Here is a 17,568-nt window from a genome sequence, read left to right as displayed (position 1 = left end):
AGGTGTGGGGGTTCGAGTCCCTCCGTGGGCACCAACAGTTTTCTGGCGACAGCCGGCGCAAAACGCCGCAATCCTTGAAAAAGGTTTGCGGCGTTTTGCGTTTTGCCGCCCCCCTTCACTGTGCAGCCAGGTCGTCCAGGATCGGGCAATCCGAACGGCTGTCGCCATGGCAGGACGCGGCCAGCCGTTCCAGGGTGCGCCGCATCGCTTCCATTTCCGCGATCTTGCGGTTCAGCTCTGCGATATGCGCGCGCGCGAGCGCGCGCACGTCGGCGCTGGCCCGCCCCTTGTCCTGCCACAGCGCCAGCAGTTCGCGAATCTGGTCCAGCGAAAACCCGAGCATACGGGCGCGGTGGATGAACTGCAGCACCTGCACGTCCTGGTGCGCATAGACGCGGTAGCCGGCATCGGTGCGCCGCGCCGCGCCAATCAGGCCGATCGATTCGTAATGGCGGATCATCTTGGCCGACACGCCCGAAGCGCTGGCGGCTTCGCCGATGTTCATCGCGGTCGTTTCAATCACGGGGCTGTCCATGCTGTCCTTTCGCTGTTCCTTCATTGATCCGGAATGAAGGATACACCTTCCCATCGTGGGAAGCGCAAGCCGGAAACGCTTGACGGAAAACCTGGAGCGGTTATGCTCGGGCTGCCATGAAGATTTCCACCTCCCGCATTTCCAACCGCGTCTGCGGCGCATTGCTGGCTACCCTCGCCGTTGGGGCCATCGCGAAACCCGCGCCCTGGTACCAGTGGCGCAGCAAGGCAGACGGCCAGCTGGCCTGTTCGCAGACGCCGCTCGGCCCCGGCTGGGAGCGCGCCGCCGGCCCCTATCGGGACGCGCGTTGCGAAAAGCCCAACCTTGCTAAATAATAGGCCGGGTAGTTCAGCAGGTCGTCCGTCGTTTTCCACAACACCGAGGAGACATTGATGTTCACGAGTCCGGAGCAGTTCGCAAACGCCACCAAAACCCTGTTTGACCTGCAAATGCAGACGTTCGAGGCGCTCACCAGCAAGACGGTCAAGGGCCTGGAACAAGTCGTCGCCCTGAACATGGCGACCGCCCGCAACACGATGGACCAGACGCTCGCCGCCAGCCGCGACCTCACCCAGGCGCGCGATGCCCGCGCCGCCTTCGACGCCCTGTCGGCGCGCATGACCCCGGACGCGTCCGACAGCGCCGAGTACCGCGCCCAGCTGAAGACCATCATCGACGACATGCAGAGCGAATTCCGGCGCGCCGCCGACGTGCACGTCGCCGAAGCGAAAAGCACGCTGTCGGCCCTGATCTACGACGTCACCCAGAACGTCAAGCCGGGATCGGAGAACGCGGTCGAGATCATCAAGGCCGCCATCGACAACGCCTTCAAGGGTTACGAGCAGGTGACCCAGGCGACGCGCCAGGCGGTGCAGACCGTCGAGGCCCAGATCGCAAAGGCGTCCTCGCTCGTCAATCCGGGCATGGACAAGGCCGCTCCGACAGCCGGAAAGCAGCCCGAGTAAACGGCAACAGGGCGGCTTGGCGACCGCCCTGTAATATTCTTTCACCGAAGCCTCTTCGGTGAAAGAATATTTCAACCCTTCCCACCTTCCCGCTCGATCCCCAGCAGTTCGTCCACGTGGGCCAGTGCGGCCGCATCCTTGACCACCGTCCCGAGCCAGACGTGCAGCGGCTGCTCGCCCCAGTTGGCCGCCTTGTCGGCCAGGTAAGCAACCGGGCTGTGCGGCTCGGTGCGGCGGAAGAACTCGGCCACCGCGCGCAGCTGGGCCAGGGCCTGGGTCCGCGTCTGCAGCGGGCCGGCGGGCAGCGCCGGCAGCATCGTGTTCGCGTGCGGCGCTGCCGCTGTCGTCGTACCCGCGTGCTGCTCGGCCACCGGCGCAACGGCAGCGGCGCATCCCGCCGGCGTCACGAAGTGCACCAGGTCCTGCAGCGCGGAGCGGGCGCTGCCGAAGCTCGGCCCATCCGCGCCGAGGCGCGCGTCGACCGCCTTTTCCAGCGCGTCGAGGGCGCCCAGGCAGTATTCGCCGTCGGCCAGCAAGGCCGCTTGGAAGGCCTTCGAGGTGCGGCTGCGCGCGGCCTCGACGTCGGCGATGGCGTCCGCGCCATGGCTGCGCGCCGCTTCGATGTCGCGCATCGAGAAGGCCGCGCCTTCGGTTACCGGGCACTCGGCCGCCAGTTGCGGCACCCGCGCCGCGATCCAGCCCAGGTTGCCGATGCGCCGCTCGAAGCCGTCTTCGTCCGGCAAAGGATACAGCCCGTCCCAGTAGCGTTCGCACAGCGCGCCGATCAGTTCCAGCGCCTCGCCCAGGCCGCGCAGGCCTGCCGTCTTCGCATTCGCCTCGGCCAGCCAGACCGCCAGCTGCAGGTCCTTGCTGCGCGTCTCGATCAGGGCCGCGCAGCGCTTGGCGACGAACTTCCAGTCCGCTTCCTTCAGGGTCGTGACCCAGGCGCCCTGCTCCAGCGACGGGTCGTCGGCCTTCCGCGCCTGGGCGATGGCGTCCAGCTCGGGCGAGAACGCCAGGTCCTCGCCGCAGGGCGCCGCCGCGCTGACCGGGGTCAAGAGTTGTTCAAGGGTGCTCATGGCGCCTCCTCAAGCCGGCTCGATTGTGTACTTGAAGCGGCCGGCCCTGGTCGCGCCGACCTTGATGCGCGCGATCGCGCCGCCCTCGGCCATGCGCGCCAGCACCGTGTCGGCGATCTCGGGCAGCAGCGTGCCGTTCAGGATGGTGTCGACGTTGCGCGCGCCGGAGTCGACTTCGGTGCAGCGCGCCAGCACCGCGTTCACCAGCGCGTCGTCGTAGTCGAAGCTGGCGTGGTGGTTGTCGCGCACGCGTTTGGCAATCCGGTTCAGTTTCAGCCGGATGATGTTGGCCAGCACCTCGTCGTTGATCGGGTAGAACGGCACCACGGCCAGACGCCCGAGGAAGGCCGGCTTGAACTGCTTCATCAGCTGCGGGCGGATCAGTTCGGCCAGCTGGTCCGGCTTCGGCAGCTCGGCCGCCGGCTTGTTCAGGCAAGCCTGCATCATGGTGCTAGAGGCCGTGTTCGAGGTGAGGATGATGATCGTGTTGCGGAAGTCGATCTGGCGCCCTTCGGCGTCGTCCAGCACGCCCTTGTCGAACACCTGGAAGAACAGTTCCAGCACGTCCGGGTGCGCCTTCTCGACTTCGTCGAGCAGCACCACGCTGTAGGGATTGCGCCGCACCGCCTCGGTCAGCACGCCGCCTTCGCCGTAGCCGACGTAGCCCGGGGGCGAGCCCTTCAGCCCCGACACGCTGTGCGCTTCCTGGTATTCGCTCATGTTGATGGTCACCAGCTTGCGCTCGCCGCCGTAGAGCAGGTCGGCCAGGGCCAGCGCGGTCTCGGTCTTTCCCACGCCCGAGGTGCCGACGAACAGGAACACGCCCTTCGGCTTGTTCGGATCGTCGAGATTCGCGCGCGCGGTGCGCACGCGCTGCGCGACCGCGGCCGTCGCATGCATTTGTCCGAGGATGCGCTCGTCCAGCAGCGACTGCAGCTGCAGCACAGTCTTGATCTCGTCCTTCACCATGCGCCCCAGCGGAATGCCGGTCCAGCTGGCGACGATGCCGGCCACCGTGTGACCATCGACCTGCACCGGCACCAACGGCGCCTCGCCCTGCAGCGTGCGCAGTTCTTCCAGCAGCGCGCGCATCGGCGCGCTGTCGCCCCGTCCCGCCTCCAGCTCCGCGCGCAGCGCCGCGATCTCGCCGGTCAATGCATGTTCGCGCTGCCAGCGCGCCTGCAGGCGGTCCTGCTCGGCCACCTGCACGGCGCGCTCGTCGCGCAGCTGGGCCAGCGTCGCCCCATGGTCCATGCCGGCGCTCTGTTCGCGCGCCAGCGCCGCGGCCCGGGCGTCGAGCTGTTCGATGGCGCGGCTGCAGGTTTCCAGCAGCGCCGGCGTGGCGCTCTGCCCCAGGGCCACCTTGGCGCAGGCGGTATCGAGCACGCTGATCGCCTTGTCCGGCAGCTGCCGGCCGCTGATGTAACGGTGCGACAGGCGCACGGCCTCGGTGATGGCCTCGTCGTAGACCCGCACCCCGAAGTGCTTCTCCATCAGCGGCGCCATCGCGCGCAGCATGGCGCAGGCGGTCTCCTCGTCGGGCTCCTCGACCTTGATCACCTGGAAGCGCCGCGCCAGGGCCGCGTCCTTCTCGAAGTACTTCTTGTACTCGCCCCAGGTGGTGGCGGCGATGGTGCGCAGCTCGCCGCGCGCCAGCGCGGGTTTCAGCAGGTTGGCGGCGTCGTTCTGGCCGGCCGTGCCGCCGGCGCCGATCATCGTGTGGGCTTCGTCGATGAAGAGGATGATCGCGTGCGGGCTCTTCTTGACTTCGTCGATCACGTTCTTCAGCCGGTTCTCGAATTCGCCCTTGACGCTGGCGCCGGCCTGCAGCAGGCCCATGTCGAGGGTATGGATCTCGACCCCGCGCAGCACCTCGGGCACGTCGCCTTGCGCGATGCGCAGCGCCAGCCCTTCGACCACGGCGGTCTTGCCGACGCCGGCCTCGCCGGTCAGGATCGGGTTGTTCTGGCGGCGCCGCATCAGGATGTCGATGGCCTGGCGGATCTCGGGATCGCGCCCGATCACCGGATCGACCTTGCCCTGGCGCGCCCGCTCGGTCAGGCAGGTGGTGAACTGGTCCAGCGCCGGCGTCCTGCCGTCCGCCATGGCTTCCAGTTCGGTAACAGGGTCGCCGTTACCCTGCGCCGGGACGGCGACGGGTACGGCGACGGCTTCCTTCGAAGCACGCGTGAGCCTGTCGAAGTCGTGCTTCAGGCGCTCGAGCGGGAATTCGGCGAACAGGCTTGATCCGCGCTGGGCCAGCTGGGCCAGGCTTGGTTCGGTGAGCAGCGCCAGCAGCAGGTGGCCGCTGCGGATCATGTTCGGCTGGCCGTTGCCGAGCGAGGCGATCAGCCAGGCATGCTCGAACAGCAGCGGCAGGTGCTTCGAGAACACCGGGGTGCGCGCGCTGCCGGTGGCGAAGCGCGCGACTTCGCGCCGCAGGTCGTCCTCCAGCGCCGAGAGACTGATGTCGCAAGCGCGCGCGGCCACCACGACATCGCAGTCCGGCTGCTCCAGCAGGGCCAGGAACACGTGCTCGATGTCGACTTCGTACTGGCCCAGCCCGACGCAGATGTTGGCGGCGCGCGTGGCCGCGGTGCGCGAGGCGTCGTTCAGTTTGCCGATCAGGGTCTTGAGGTTGATGTCCATTCGTGTCGCATCCTTTGTGTCGGTAGATGGCGCTAGCGCTTGCCGTCCGGCCCGCGCGGGCGCGCCGCGCGCCCCACCGCGTAGTGCAGCGACGAGGGCTGGAGCACGGCGCTGAAATTGACCGTGTCGCCGCTGTCGAACAGGGCCAGGCGCGCGTTGATGACGAAATCGAGCCGGTTGACGCTGCCGGGCACCGGCACCAGGGTGGCGCTGACGTCCTTCAGGCGCGGTTCGTGGGTTTCGATGGCGGTCTTGATGCTGGCGCAGATCGCGGCGCGGTCTTCCGCGCTGGTCAGGCAGAAGGCGGCGAAATCGGCCAGGCCGTAGTTCAGGATCGAAGCGCGCGCCTGCGGGAATTCGTCGAAGACGCCGGGCGCCAGCGCGACGCGGGTGTTGAGCAGCGCTTCGAGGTCGCGCGCCACCAGGTCCTTGATCTGCTCGATCGTCAGGCGCGGGTTGGCGGCGCCCGCTTCCCGGCGCTCGTCCATCAGGCGGTCGAACACCCCGGGGGTGAAGCCGTTCATGGGTCGGTCCTGGAAGGAGAGTCGTGCTACGTAAGACGGACCGTGCGACAGTGGCGCACGGTCCGCCGGTTCTTCCACGATGGGGCTTGCGTCGTCCTGCGCTTAGACGATCTTGTTGGCGGCCAGGTCCCAGCCGCCCGAGGTGTTGCCGCCGGCGCCGCCGGTCACCTTCTGCTGGGTGTACTTCCACTTGATCTTCGAGAATTTCAGGCCGACCTTCTCCTGGATGATCGCGCCTTCCTCGACCTTCGGCTTGATGGCGCCGATGAGGACGTTCTCCAGCTCGATCTCGAAGTACTTGATGCGCTCGCCCTGGCCGTCCGCGCGCATGAATTCCAGCTTGGCTTTCGGGATCGTCTTGCCGGCCGAGCAGGTCTGCAGCAGCACCGGCGAGGACAGGTCGGCCAGCTTGTCGATCACGACTTCCTCGTGCTCGCAGCGCTCGGCGGTGTGGCCGCCGCCGGTCGACGCGGTGGCCGAGCGCGGTTGCTTCACGCCCCAGGTGACGGAGGTGCACTCGATCCAGTCCTTGTGCTTGTCGTCCATCGATTCGCCCTTGATGCCGTCGATCTGCAGGTACACGTCAATTGCCATTTTTGTTTACTCCAATTTTCAGGTTAATGGTGGATCAGCTTTTGGTCGACTGCGGCAACTCCGCGACCAGTCGGAGCGAAACGGACAATTCATCGAGCTGGAAGTGCGGGCGCAGGAAGGACACCGCGCGGTAGCAGCCCGGGCGGCCCGGCACTTCCGACACCTGCACGCTCGCCTCGCGCAGCGGGAACTGGGCTTTCTGTTCCTGGCTGGCGTTGTCGTCGAGGAGCACGTACTGGGTCAGCCAGCGGTTCAGGTAATCCTCGACGTTCGAGGCGGCGGCGAAGCTGCCGATCTTGTCGCGCATCATGGCCTTCATGTAGTGGGCGATGCGCGAGACCGCGAAGATGTACTGCAGCTGCGAGGACAGCATGGCGTTGGCATTCGCCGCCTCGTTGTTGTACTTCTTCGCCTTCTGCGCGGACTGGGCGCCGAAGAAGGCGGCGTACGAGGTGTTCTTGCAGTGGACCAGGGAGATGAAGCCCAGGTCCGACAGCTCCTTCTCGCGACGGTCGGTGATCGCGACCTCGGTCGGGCACTTCAGCGCCACCTCGCCTTCGTCGGTCTTGAAGGTATGGGTCGGCAGGTTCTCGACCAGGCCGCCGCCCTCCACGCCGCGGATCGCCGCGCACCAGCCGTAGTCTTCAAAAGCGCGGGTCAGCTTGGAAGCGAAGGCATAGGCGGCGTTACACCACAGGTACTTGTTGTGGTCGGTGCCGTCGACGTCCTCGACGTAGTTGAAGCCCTCGGTGGTCTGGCCGTCGACCGGGTTGAACGGCAGGCGCCCGAGGAAGCGCGGCAGGGTCAGGCCGACGTAGCGCGCATCCTCGGACTCGCGGAACGCCTTCCACTTCGCGTACTCGACGGTGTCGAAGACTTTCGCCAGGTCGCGCGGCTTGCCGAGGTCGCCGAAGCTGTCGATGCCGAACAGTTCCGGCGCGCTCGACGTGATGAAGGGGGCGTGGCTGGCCGCGGCCACGTGCGACATCTGCTCGAGGAAGTACATGTCCTCGGGCTGGCGGCTCATCTCGAAGTCGCCGATCAGGGCGCCGTAGGGCGCGCCGCCGAAGGTGCCGAATTCCTCTTCGTAGATCTTCTTGAAGAGCGAGCTCTGGTCGAACTCGAGCGCGCCCTGGAAGTCCTTCACCAGTTCGCGCTTGCTGGCGTTGAGCATGCGGATCTGCAGGCCGGCGCTTGTCGAGGAATTCTTGACCAGGTACTGCAGGCCGGTCCAGCTGCGCTCGAGCTTCTGGAACTCGGGGGCATGCATGATGGCCGAGAGCTGGGTCGAGATCATGCGGTCCAGTTCCGCCAGGCGCGCGTCGATCATCGCCGACAGGTTGTTCGAGACCACCATCGTGCCCGACATCACCTGGGTCACCAGTTCCGAGATCAGGTCGCGCGCGCGTTCGTGCTCGCTGCTCGAGGTGGCCACGCGGCTCTGCTCGACGATCTGGTCGAGCAGGGAGGTGTCCAGCTCCACTGCCGGCGCCGGTTTGGCTGCCTGTTCGAGGATCGCCGCCATTTATTTGTCCTCCGTCTTGCGCAGGCTGTCGAGTTTTTCGGTATTGCCCAGGACTTCGCTGAGGATGTCGTCGAGCTTGTCGTTGCCGGCCAGCTTGTTGCGCAGGTCGGCCAGCTTGGTGCGCGCATCGAGCAAGCCCTTGAGCGGCGCGACCTGCTGCACCACGGCCTCGGGCCGGAAGTCGGCCATCTCGCGGAACTGCAGCTGCACGCCGAACTGGCCGCCCTCTTCCGTCAGGTGGTTCTCGACACGGAACTGGGTGGCGGGGGCGATCCCGCCCAGCACCTCGTCGAAGTTGGAAGCGTCGACATTGACGAACTTGCGGTCCTTGATGCGCTTCTTCTCGGCGTTCGGGTCGGCGCCGAAATCGCCGATCACGCCGACCACGAAGGGCAGCTCCTTGTTTTCGATGGCGTCGCCGATCTCGACGTCGTAGGTCATCTGCACGCGCGGCGCACGCACTTTCTGCAGGCGTTTCTGCACGCTTTCATTTTTTGCCATGTCGACTCCAGGGTGGAAAGGACGGACCGGCGCGCGCCGGTCCATGGGAGATTTACCTCAGCCCGCCGAACGGGTCGCTCGTGGCGGAGGTCGCGGCCTTGGCCGGGGTCTGCGCGGCCGGCGCGCGCGGTCGCTTGGCCGGAGGCCTGGACTTCGCGCCGCCCGGCACCAGCTCCTCTTCGCCCAGGCTGGCGCGCAGCAGCTTGGCCAGGTCCTGCGCTTCCGACCTTACGTCGCCGTTGATCTTCTTCATGCGGCTCAGGTCCGTCAGCGCTTCGCTCGTCACCCGCAGGCCGCTCACGGCGGCGATGCTGTGCGCCAGGGTGTCGTCGGGATCGCGTTCGAGCGCTTCCTGCGCATTGACGATCGCCATCCCGTAGTCGTTGGCGTCGAAACGCATCTGCGCCATGCGCACCCACGGGGTCTTGTCGGTCGGGAAGGCCTGGGCCGCGCCCTTGAGCACGGTATAGGCCTTGTCGGCCTGGCCGGCGGCAACGGCCGCGTCGGCCTCGGCCATGGCGGTGGCCACGGATGCGGCTTTCGCCGCGGCGCCGGCCCCTCCGCCGGTGGTGCCGCAGGCCGCGAGCAGTGCGGCGCAGGCGACGGCCGGTATCAGACGTTTCAACATCATCTCGGTCTCCAGTGCGTTAAACCAGACGACATTATTCGGGAAGCGTTCCGAGAAGAATTGCGCACAGTCAACAACTGCGCGCATCTGCCCGGATTGGCGATCTGGCGCATGACGCGTGCGGAGCTTGCGCAGGCTCAGCCGGCGAACACGGGAGTGCTGTTAAATGAGCGTTGGCGTAATTTACGAAAGGCAAGAGTCCGATGAGAGCCCTCACCCGCCTGAGCTTTCTTTTCGTGGCCGCGGCGCTGGCCGGATGCGGGAGCGGCCTGCAGGCCATCGCCGGCAAGGTCCCCGAGCTGCCGGAATCGCAAAAGCCGCCGCGCGCGGTGCCGGTCCGCCTGCATGCCGCCCCCAGGCTCAACGCCGACGCCCAGGGCCGGCCGCTGGCCCTGGTGGCGCGCGTCTACAAGCTGCGCCAGAACGCCGCCTTCGAAGCGGCGCCCTATTCCGCCTTCCTCAACCCGGCAGCCGAAAAGGAAGCCTTCGGCGCCGACGTGGTGGAGGTCAAGGACGTGACGTTGGTGCCTGGCCAGCGCTACGAATCGCTCGAGAAGGTTGCGCGCGAGGCCGGCTACGTCGGCATCGTCGCGCTGTTTCACTCGCCTGCGCCGCAGCGCTGGCGCCTGACGTTTGCGGCGGCCGAGGCCGAAAAGGCCGGGCTGACGGTCGGCCTGCATGCCTGCGCGCTGTCGGCCGGGCTGGGCGCGAAACCGACAACGCCGGAAGTCAAGATGTTCGGCTCTGCGCGCTGTCAATGAGTCGGCACGGCTTTCGATCAAGCTCAACATTTTCCGAGAACAATTTTCGCGAGGTACGCTGTGACCATGCCATCGAAATTACTGTGGGGCGAAGGGTTGTTCCTGCGCCCCCAACATTTCCAGCAACAGGACCGCTACCACGAGGCGCGCCTGAACCAGACCGCGCGCGCCCTGCACCCCTATTGCTGGGGCGTGCGGCGCCTGTCGATCGACCATGAGGCCCTCAAGTCCGACACGCTGCGCATCGACGCGCTGTCGCTGGTCTTCCCGGACGGCGAACTGTACCGCGCCCCCGAGCTCGATCCCCTGCCCCTGCAGGTGCGCCTGGGCGAGCTGCCGCCCAGCACCCAGGCCATCACCTTCCATGCCGCCCTGCCGGCGCTCAAGCCCCATGGCGAGAACTGCGCCGAACCCGACGAGGAGCACGGCGAGGCCCGCTACGTCCAGCACGAGCGCGAGACCCAGGACCTGTTCACGCGCGCGGCCGACGCGCCGGTGGTCTACCTGAGGAAGACGGTGCGGCTGGTGTCGGACCTGGACGCCCTGGAAGCCTTCGACAGCTTCCCGCTGGTGCGGCTGCGCCGGGTCGCGACCGGCGGCTTCGAGGTCGATCCCGGCTTCACTCCGCCGAGCGTGTCGATCGAAGGCGCGCCCGGCCTGCACAACGCGGTGGCGCGCCTGATGGAAAAGCTGCTGGCCAAGGTCAACACCCTCTACGGCCACATGCGCGAGCCGAGCCGGAACGTGGTCGAGATCCGCGGCGGCGACATGTCCTCGTTCTGGCTGCTGCATACCGCCAGCACCGGCTACGCGGCGCTGTCGCACTACCTGAACCATCCCGAACTGCATCCCGAGCGCCTGTTCGGCGACCTGCTGGCGCTGGCGGGCGGCCTGATGGCCTATTCGCGCAGCCACAAGCTGGAAGACCTGCCGGCGTATTCGCATCTCGACCCCGGCCCGGCCTTCGCGCGCCTGGTCGACATCCTGCGCGACCTGCTCGACACAGTCGTGTCCTCGAAATACTTCTCGATCCCGCTGTCGAACGAGCGCCCTTCCTACCACCTGGGCACACTCGACTCGGGCAAGATCAATGGGCAAACCACCTTGTATCTCGCGGTAGCGGCCGACATGCCGGCGCTGCAGCTGGTCGACGTCGTGCCGCTGCGCTTCAAGCTCGGCGCGCCGCAGGACGTCGACAAGTTCGTGCTCTCGGCCATGCCGGGCGTGCGCCTGCTGCACGCGCCCCAGGTGCCGGCGGCGCTACCGGTGCGGCCCGACACCTATTACTTCATGCTGGAGAATAAGGGGGCGCTGTACGACAACATGCTCAAGGCCCAGGCGATCTCGATCTACGTGCCGAACGGGATCCGCGACCTGCAGCTCGACCTGATCGCGGTGGCCGCATGAGCGCCCACGTCGAACGGCGCGCGGCGCCACAGGCCGGCCGCGGCGCCGCCGGCAGCACCCCGCAGAACCTGGTCGACCTGATGTACGAGGGTTTCTACGCCCTGTTCCTGCTGAAGAACGGCTGCGGCCCGCACGACAAGACCGCGTTCGCGGACCACATGACCGCCTTCCTGGGCGACGTCGACCGCAGCGCCAAGGCGCTCGGCGTGGCGGCCGAGGACGTCACCGCCGCCAAGTACGCCTTCTGCTCGGCGGTCGACGAGATCATCCTGCGCTCCGATTACGACGTGCGCGAAGCCTGGGAGACGCGCCCGCTGCAGCTGCGCGTGTTCGGCGACCAGCTGGCCGGCGAACACTTCTTCCACCGGCTCGAGGACCTGCGCGCCAAGGGCAGCGTGCACCTGCAGGCGCTCGAGGTCTTCCATATGTGCCTGCTGCTCGGCTTCCAGGGCCGCTACGCGCTCGACGGCCAGGACAAGCTGAACTACCTGGTGGCGCGCCTGGGCGACGAGATCGCCCGCATGCGCGGCAAGAACCGCGGCTTCGCGCCCCACGCCGAGCGCCCCGACCAGATCACCAACACCCTGCGCAGCGACCTGTCGCTGTGGGTGCTGTCGGCCGTGTTCGCGTTGGCCGGCCTGACCGCCTTCGTGGGCTTTCGCGCCAAGCTCTCGCACGACACCGACACCACGCTGGCCGCCTACAACGACCTGGTGAAGCTGCCGCCGCGTGCGGCGAACGTGACCATCACCCTACCCTGATCCAGAAACGACATCGCCGCCGGCATTGCTGCCGGCGGCGATGTTTTTTGGGCCTTGACACCGCTTACTGGACAACCTTGAACTCGATGCGGCGATTGCGCGCGCGGCCCTCGATTGTACGATTGTCCGCCACCGGCCGGTCCGGTCCCTCGCCGGATACCGCGATCGAATCCGGATGGACGCCGCGCCCGGTCACGTAGGTCTTTACGGCTTCCGCGCGCGCCTGGCTGAGCGACAGGTTGCCGGCGCGCGAGCCGGCGTTGTCGGTGTGGCCGATGACCTCGACCTTGATGCCGTTCAGCTTTTTCAGCGCTTCGCTCATCTGGTCGAGGATCGCCATGCCCGAGGGCGTGAGCGCCGCCTTGCCCGACTCGAACTCGATGATGCGGTTGGCCAGCGCCGCGTCGAGCACGCCCTGCTCCGAAGCCGCCACGCGCAGGCCGTTGTTGACGGTGTAGGTCGGGTTCAGGCTGGCGGCAATGTCGCCGGCGATCTGCTGGCGCTGCGCTTCGCTGGCGACGTCGCCGCGCAGGCTGACGTTGTTGCCGTCGATTTTCAGCTGGCCGCGGCTGATCAGTTTCAGGTTGGGGCCGATCAGGCGTCCCACGCAGTCGTTCCAGTTGGCCGGGGTGCTGACCGTGCCGATCGCAAGCTGGTCGACCACGCGATCGACACCGTAGACCGCGCGCAGGCGTGCCAGCAGGGCCGCCTTGCTGGCTTCGTCGGCGACCGTGCCGGCGACCACGATGGGCGCACCGGGCGCCGCGGCGGGAACCGAGGCGGGCGCCTGGGCGTGGGCGACGCCGGCGAGCAGCAGGGCCGCAATTGCGGAAAGGGGTTTGTTCACGCTGCGCCTCCGATGAAAGTCTTGATGAACAGCTCGCGCGCGAGCTTCAGGGGCAGCTGCGGCTGGTCGAGGTAGCTGGCCAGGGCGCGCACGTCGACGTCCAGGCCGAGCTGCTCGTCGATCCAGCCCGTGTCGTCGAAGCGCACCTGCTGCTCGGCGCCCACCAGCGGGTCGATGATGCCGCGCAGGGTCTGGGCGGCGGCGCCGCAGAATCCGATCACCAGCACCGCACGCCCCTCCTGGCGGGTCAGGAACAGCGCCAGGTCGAAGCCCGTGCGGCGCACGAAGGGCGCCACCAGCTCCAGCCAGAACGCCGCGACCGGCGCGCGCAAGGCCTCGTCCTCGGGCAGCGGCAGCACCAGGCTCTTGTCGAGCTGGGTCGGCTTGCTGTGCATGACCGGCTGCAGCAGCAGCCCGAGCGCGAGCACGATGCGGCTGGCCTCGAGGTCGCCGAGCAGGCGCGAGAGCGAACTGATGGTGCCCGTGGCGAGGAAGCCGGCCAGCGCGTCGTCGGTTTCGCCCAGCGTCACGGCCGCTTCGCTGATTTCCTGCAGGTGCGGCGCGGGGTCCGCGTTCGCCACCACGCGCGGCGCCATCGTGCCCAGGAAGGCCCAGAGCGGCGCGAAGGCCAGCGGGCAGCGCGAGACGAAGGCCGGCGGATCAGCCACGTCGAGGGTGCGCATCATCAGGAAGGGAAAGCGGCGGCCCGGGGCGTCTTGGCTGGCGACCAGGTGGCCGGCCACCGCGAGCTTGCGCGCCGGCCCGGCAAAGACGAAGCTCACCGGCGCCATCGCGTCGTAGTCGATCTTCCAGCGCGCGCTCGACGGCAGGCGCTGCATCACGGCCGCCAGCCAGTCGTCGAGCATCCCCATCGCCGGCGCGTCGTACGCGACCTTCACGAAGTCGCTGCGCGACGGGATCTTGCCGAAGTAGCCGATCCGGTCCACTTGCGGCAGGCGCATCATTGGGCACCTCCGGCGGCGGCCATCGCCGGCGTCCCGGCCGGCTGGCCGACGATGGTCGGCGGCAGGCGCATGCCGCGGAAGCCCTGGCTGCTCGCCGCCCCGCTGCCGGCGCCGGACTCGGCGCTGCTGGTGATCTTCAGGTCGACCGCGACGGACACGCTGCCCGCGCTCCAGCGCAGCTCGTGGACGCCGCCGTCCTTCTTTTTCTTGGCCGCCGCTTCGATCATGCGTTTCAGCCCGAACTGCCCCGACTCGTTGAACAGCTCCACCGTCCGCCCGTCGAAGGTCACGGCGCTGATCCTTGCACCCGAAGTACCCTGCGGCCCCGGATGGACCATGTTGGTCCAGACCGGCGGCGTGTTCCGGTAACGCAGCTGCTGGCCGTCGATCTCGATGGTGTACTCCAGCGTACCCGGCGCCGGCGTGGCCAGCAACTGGAACACTGTCTGCGGCCCCGACGAGGTCGCGGTTGCGACGCCATTGCTCGACAGCGGCGCGATCCAGCCGGGGAAGGCCTGTACCGCCTGCGGCGCCAGGGTGATGCCGATGTCGGCCCAGGTGCGCGGCGAGAGCGCGTCGCCGCGGCGCACCACCAGCGGCCCCATCGCCGTGTTGACGAACTTGGCAACCGCCCCTTCCGGCCCGAACACCTGGCCGATCTCGGCGCCGGTGGCTTCGACCCGGCTGCCGGGCGCGAACGGGTACTTGTCGGCCAGGGTCTTCTGGAAGGGCTCGACCACCTGGGCCTGCCAGGTCTTGTTGATCTCCGACTCGGACGGCTGCACGATCATCGCAAAGGTCTGTATCAGCGGGCGCACCAGCAGCGGGCGCAGGGCCGCCTTTTGCGGTTCGGTCATCCCGGTCAGCATCTGCTCGTCGACGTACTTGAGCGCATCGGCCAGTTCCGAGCCGCTGCCCTCCAGCGTCTGTTGCATGAACTGCTTGGCGCCGGGACCGGGGTCGCCCTGGTTCTTCAACTGGTTCAGGCGGGTGCGCAGGCGCGACAGCGCGTCGAGGTAGCCGCTCATCAGCGATGCCTCCTTCTCCTTTGCGCCGACCAGCCGCGCCACGCCCGCGAACTCGCGCCCGATCGGGCCCATCGCGCCATTCGCGCCCGCCGCCAGCGGCCCGACCGCATCGGCCAGGCTGCGCGCATCCGACGGCGCGCGGCGCAGCACCGCTTCCTTGAACCAGTCCAGCAGACCGCGTTCGCTCTTGCCCAGGCTGGCCCGTGCGGCGCCCGGGTTGTCCCAGGAGGTCTCGTCGTAGATGGTCCTGAGCAGGCGCGCCAGCGGCGAATTCTGCGGGTCGCCCAGGCGGTTCATGGCCTGCACGCTGGCCTCGAAACCCTTCAGGTCGGTCACCGTCACGCCCTGCACGAACTTGCCCCATTCTTTCGCGTACTCGGCCTTGTACATGTCGACCAGCGTCTTCTGGATCTGCTCGGGGCTGCCCTCCAGCGTCAGGTCGTCCTTGGCGGCGGTCTTCAGCACCCAGTCGGTGCTCTGCAGCTCGCGGTTCGAGGCTTCGCGGATCGCGCCCTGCACATACTTGTCCCAGGCCTCGCGGGTAAAGGCGCCGCTCACCGCATGGCTGCCCGCGAGCAGACCCCGCTCTTGTCCCTCCCCCTGTTCGCCGACGATGCGCGCCACCGTCACCGCCGGGAAGCGGGTGGCGGCGCGGGTCTTGATGTCGGCGTAGACGCGTTCGCGCGCCGGCGTGCCGCGCACCACGCGCCGCAGGTTTTCGCGCACGCCGTCGAGCAGGCCGAGCTTCAGCGTCACCTGCGGCCAGGCCTGGTCGTTGATCTGCGCCAGGTGGAAGCTGAGCAGGCGCTCGGCGCTGCGGATCATCTGCTCGCGCGGCATCGCGCCCCGGTTCGCTTCCAGCCAGGTGCGCCAGTAGCGCGTCAATTGGTCGTTCAGGTGGCCCGGCTCGGCGTGGCTTTTATCGCCCAGCATCAGGTAGGTCTTCAGCGCGTTATAGGCATCGGCGACATTGGTCGGCGAGACGTCCTGGTAGGGCTGGCCCGGGCGCGCCGTGGAGGCGGCCGGCGCCGCTTCCGCATTCGAAACGAGCGCGGCGGCGTTCGCGTTCACCTCGGCCAGCATGGTCTCCAGCGCGGCGGCGACCGGCTCGACCATCACCGCGCGCACGCCGGCGAAGTACTCGTCGCGCAGCTTGCGCTCCAGCTTCTCGCCCTGGTACAGGCCGAAGGACAGCGCCAGCGGCTGGTCTTCCTTGTACTTGTCGAGCTGCGCGATGCGGTCCTGCAGGATGTCGAGCGCCTCCAGGCGCGACTGCAGGTCGATGCGCTTGTCCTGCATGCGCATCACCTTGTCGAGGTCGGCCTGGACGTTGGCGACCAGCTGCTGGTTGCCCATGTAGGACCAGCTCCAGCCGCCGAGCGCGGCGCCGAGCGCGATCGTCGCGGCGAAGAAGGCGGCGTACTTCAGGCGCGCGCTGGCCGGATTCGTGTAGCGCTTGACCAGTTCGCGGTCGGCGAAGATGACTTTCCTGAACAGGTCGAGCAGGAAGTAGCCGCCCTCGCCCGCTTCCTCGGTCTCGCCGGCGCCGCCTTGCCCGCTCGTGTCGCGCAGCTCGAGGTCGAAGCGGCTCGCCACGCGCTTCGATGCCAGGTCCTGCACCGCACCTTCCTGCAGCGCGCTGGTGAAGTAGAAACCGCGGAACACCGGCTTGAATTGATAGGTGTTTTCCTCGAACAGGGTCGACAGGAAAGCGCGCAGCGGCGTCCGGATCGCGGCGAATTCGAGCGGGAAGGTGAACACGCCGGGACGCATCCGGGCGCTGCGGTTGCCCGCCATGTTGGCCAGGCTCATCTCCTTCAGGCCGTCGTGCAGCTCGTCGAAGTGCTGGTCGAAAAAGGCCAGTACGTCCTGCGGCGTGCTGCGCCGGTTGTAGCGCAGCGTCGCGCCCCAGATGCGGTCGCGCTCGGCGCGCTCGCTGTCGTGGAAGAAATCGGAAAAACCAGCGACCAGGTCGGCTTTGGTGAAGACCACGTAGACCGGCGCATACACGCCGAGGCGCTCGGTCAGTTCCTGCACCCGGGTGCGCAAGCTCTTGGCCAGCTCCATCGTGCTGCTGGCCGGCCCCGCGGTCAGCTCGGCCACGCTGACCGCGATGATGATGCCGTTGATCGGCGCGCGCCGCCGGTGCTTCTTCAACAGGTCGAGGAAGCTGAACCACTCGGCGCGGTCGCCGTCCTGCACCGAATAGCGGCCGGCGGTATCGAGCAGGATGCCGTCGGTGGTGAAGAACCAGTCGCAGTTGCGGGTGCCGCCCACGCCCTGGACCGCCTTGCTGCCCGGGATCGGAAAGGTCAGGCCGGAGTGGGCGATGGCGCTGCTCTTGCCGGCCGCCGGGTTACCGATGATCATGTACCAGGGCAGCTCGTACAAGGCCTCGGCGCCGCGGGTCAGGCCGAGTTTCGAGGTCTTGATGGTAGTGATCGCCTCCAGCATGTTCTTGCGCAGCACCGCGACTTCGCTGCCGGGACCGTCGCCTTGCGCGTCCTTGTCGCCGCCGGCCGCCAGGCTGGCCGTCAGGCGCCGCGCAAGCCGTTTTCGCCACAGGCGCCGCGCGCCCCAATATATGCCCCACAGGGCCAGCAGCGCCAGCGCCGCGATCAGCGACCAGATCAGGCCGATTTCGAAGGTCTCGGCGCCAAGCAGGAGGAAACCGAGCAGTGCGCTAATGCCGATCGCGACGAGCACGCGGCTGTCGGTGAGGAACTTCCAGAGACGGGCCATGGCGGGAGCGTGTTTGAGTTGGGAAATTGGTCAGACAGGCAATGCTCGCACCATTCC

The 17,568-nt window shown here is 67.7% G+C and carries 16 protein-coding genes; 5 read left to right on the top strand and 11 right to left on the bottom strand.

The genetic code is table 11. The annotated features are described in order from the left end of the window. Nucleotides 1-115 precede the first annotated feature (115 nt). Nucleotides 116-505, bottom strand: coding sequence for a Cu(I)-responsive transcriptional regulator (gene cueR, locus RT688_RS15615; protein ID WP_313705785.1), 390 nt, complete (start codon nucleotides 503-505; stop codon nucleotides 116-118). Between the two features lie 146 nt (nucleotides 506-651). Here cueR and RT688_RS15610 point away from each other — a divergent pair, with 146 nt between their 5' ends. Together RT688_RS15610 and phaP are read left to right on the top strand one after the other, a co-directional pair. Then, complete coding sequence (locus RT688_RS15610; protein WP_313705769.1) at nucleotides 652-870, top strand: hypothetical protein; 219 nt, start codon at nucleotides 652-654, stop codon at nucleotides 868-870. A 57-nt stretch (nucleotides 871-927) separates the two neighbouring features. Then, nucleotides 928-1,500 carry a TIGR01841 family phasin gene (phaP, locus tag RT688_RS15605; protein ID WP_313705768.1) on the top strand — a complete coding sequence of 191 codons (573 nt, stop codon included), beginning with the start codon at nucleotides 928-930 and terminating at the stop codon, nucleotides 1,498-1,500. 71 nt (nucleotides 1,501-1,571) lie between these two features. Here the strand turns inward: phaP and tssA are convergent, their stop codons facing one another. The 7 genes from tssA to RT688_RS15570 form a co-directional block, all read right to left on the bottom strand. Beyond that, a complete protein-coding gene (tssA, locus tag RT688_RS15600; RefSeq protein WP_313705767.1) occupies nucleotides 1,572-2,579 on the bottom strand; it encodes a type VI secretion system protein TssA in 1,008 nt (335 codons plus the stop codon). 9 nt (nucleotides 2,580-2,588) lie between these two features. Next, nucleotides 2,589-5,228, bottom strand: coding sequence for a type VI secretion system ATPase TssH (gene tssH / locus RT688_RS15595; protein WP_313705766.1), 2,640 nt, complete (start codon nucleotides 5,226-5,228; stop codon nucleotides 2,589-2,591). 32 nt (nucleotides 5,229-5,260) lie between these two features. Beyond that, nucleotides 5,261-5,752, bottom strand: coding sequence for a type VI secretion system baseplate subunit TssE (tssE, locus tag RT688_RS15590; RefSeq protein WP_313705765.1), 492 nt, complete (start codon nucleotides 5,750-5,752; stop codon nucleotides 5,261-5,263). A gap of 102 nt (nucleotides 5,753-5,854) precedes the next feature. Beyond that, nucleotides 5,855-6,346 carry an Hcp family type VI secretion system effector gene (locus RT688_RS15585; protein WP_312548290.1) on the bottom strand — a complete coding sequence of 164 codons (492 nt, stop codon included), beginning with the start codon at nucleotides 6,344-6,346 and terminating at the stop codon, nucleotides 5,855-5,857. A gap of 34 nt (nucleotides 6,347-6,380) precedes the next feature. Then, nucleotides 6,381-7,871, bottom strand: a complete 1,491-nt coding sequence (tssC, locus tag RT688_RS15580) for a type VI secretion system contractile sheath large subunit (RefSeq protein ID WP_313705764.1) — start codon at nucleotides 7,869-7,871, stop codon at nucleotides 6,381-6,383. After that, the gene (tssB, locus tag RT688_RS15575) at nucleotides 7,872-8,372 is read right to left on the bottom strand and encodes a type VI secretion system contractile sheath small subunit (RefSeq protein WP_313705763.1); all 501 of its coding nucleotides are present in this window, start codon (nucleotides 8,370-8,372) and stop codon (nucleotides 7,872-7,874) included. Nucleotides 8,373-8,424: 52 nt separating this feature from the next. Continuing rightward, nucleotides 8,425-9,003 carry a tetratricopeptide repeat protein gene (locus tag RT688_RS15570; protein ID WP_313705762.1) on the bottom strand — a complete coding sequence of 193 codons (579 nt, stop codon included), beginning with the start codon at nucleotides 9,001-9,003 and terminating at the stop codon, nucleotides 8,425-8,427. 200 nt (nucleotides 9,004-9,203) lie between these two features. Between RT688_RS15570 and tssJ the strand changes: the two genes are divergently transcribed. From tssJ to icmH, 3 genes are read left to right on the top strand one after another with little or no spacing between them, the layout of a single operon-like run. Then, nucleotides 9,204-9,761, top strand: a complete 558-nt coding sequence (gene tssJ, locus RT688_RS15565) for a type VI secretion system lipoprotein TssJ (RefSeq protein ID WP_313705761.1) — start codon at nucleotides 9,204-9,206, stop codon at nucleotides 9,759-9,761. Nucleotides 9,762-9,821: 60 nt separating this feature from the next. Beyond that, nucleotides 9,822-11,168: a type VI secretion system baseplate subunit TssK gene (gene tssK, locus RT688_RS15560; RefSeq protein WP_313705760.1), complete on the top strand. Its 1,347-nt coding sequence runs from the start codon at nucleotides 9,822-9,824 to the stop codon at nucleotides 11,166-11,168. After that, nucleotides 11,165-11,929, top strand: coding sequence for a type IVB secretion system protein IcmH/DotU (gene icmH, locus RT688_RS15555; protein ID WP_313705759.1), 765 nt, complete (start codon nucleotides 11,165-11,167; stop codon nucleotides 11,927-11,929). The genes tssK and icmH overlap by 4 nt, the downstream gene beginning before the upstream one ends. Before the next feature lie 64 nt (nucleotides 11,930-11,993). On the opposite strand, the gene RT688_RS15550 is transcribed toward icmH, so the two are convergent. Genes RT688_RS15550 through tssM form a run of 3 tightly spaced genes read right to left on the bottom strand, consistent with a single transcriptional unit; the run spans nucleotide 11,994 to nucleotide 17,511 of the window. Beyond that, nucleotides 11,994-12,776 (bottom strand): OmpA family protein, encoded by a 783-nt coding sequence (locus RT688_RS15550; RefSeq protein WP_313705758.1) that lies wholly within the window; start codon nucleotides 12,774-12,776, stop codon nucleotides 11,994-11,996. Next, complete coding sequence (tagF, locus tag RT688_RS15545) at nucleotides 12,773-13,741, bottom strand: type VI secretion system-associated protein TagF (RefSeq protein WP_313705757.1); 969 nt, start codon at nucleotides 13,739-13,741, stop codon at nucleotides 12,773-12,775. The genes RT688_RS15550 and tagF overlap by 4 nt, the downstream gene beginning before the upstream one ends. After that, entirely contained in the window at nucleotides 13,738-17,511 is a 3,774-nt protein-coding gene (gene tssM / locus RT688_RS15540) for a type VI secretion system membrane subunit TssM (RefSeq protein ID WP_313705756.1), read from the bottom strand. Before tssM ends, tagF begins: the two co-directional genes overlap by 4 nt. Nucleotides 17,512-17,568 lie beyond the last annotated feature (57 nt).

The sequence above is a fragment of the Massilia sp. genome (assembly GCF_032106685.1).
Lineage (GTDB): Bacteria > Pseudomonadota > Gammaproteobacteria > Burkholderiales > Burkholderiaceae_D > Telluria.
This window is presented reverse-complemented; position numbering and strand designations above follow the sequence as displayed.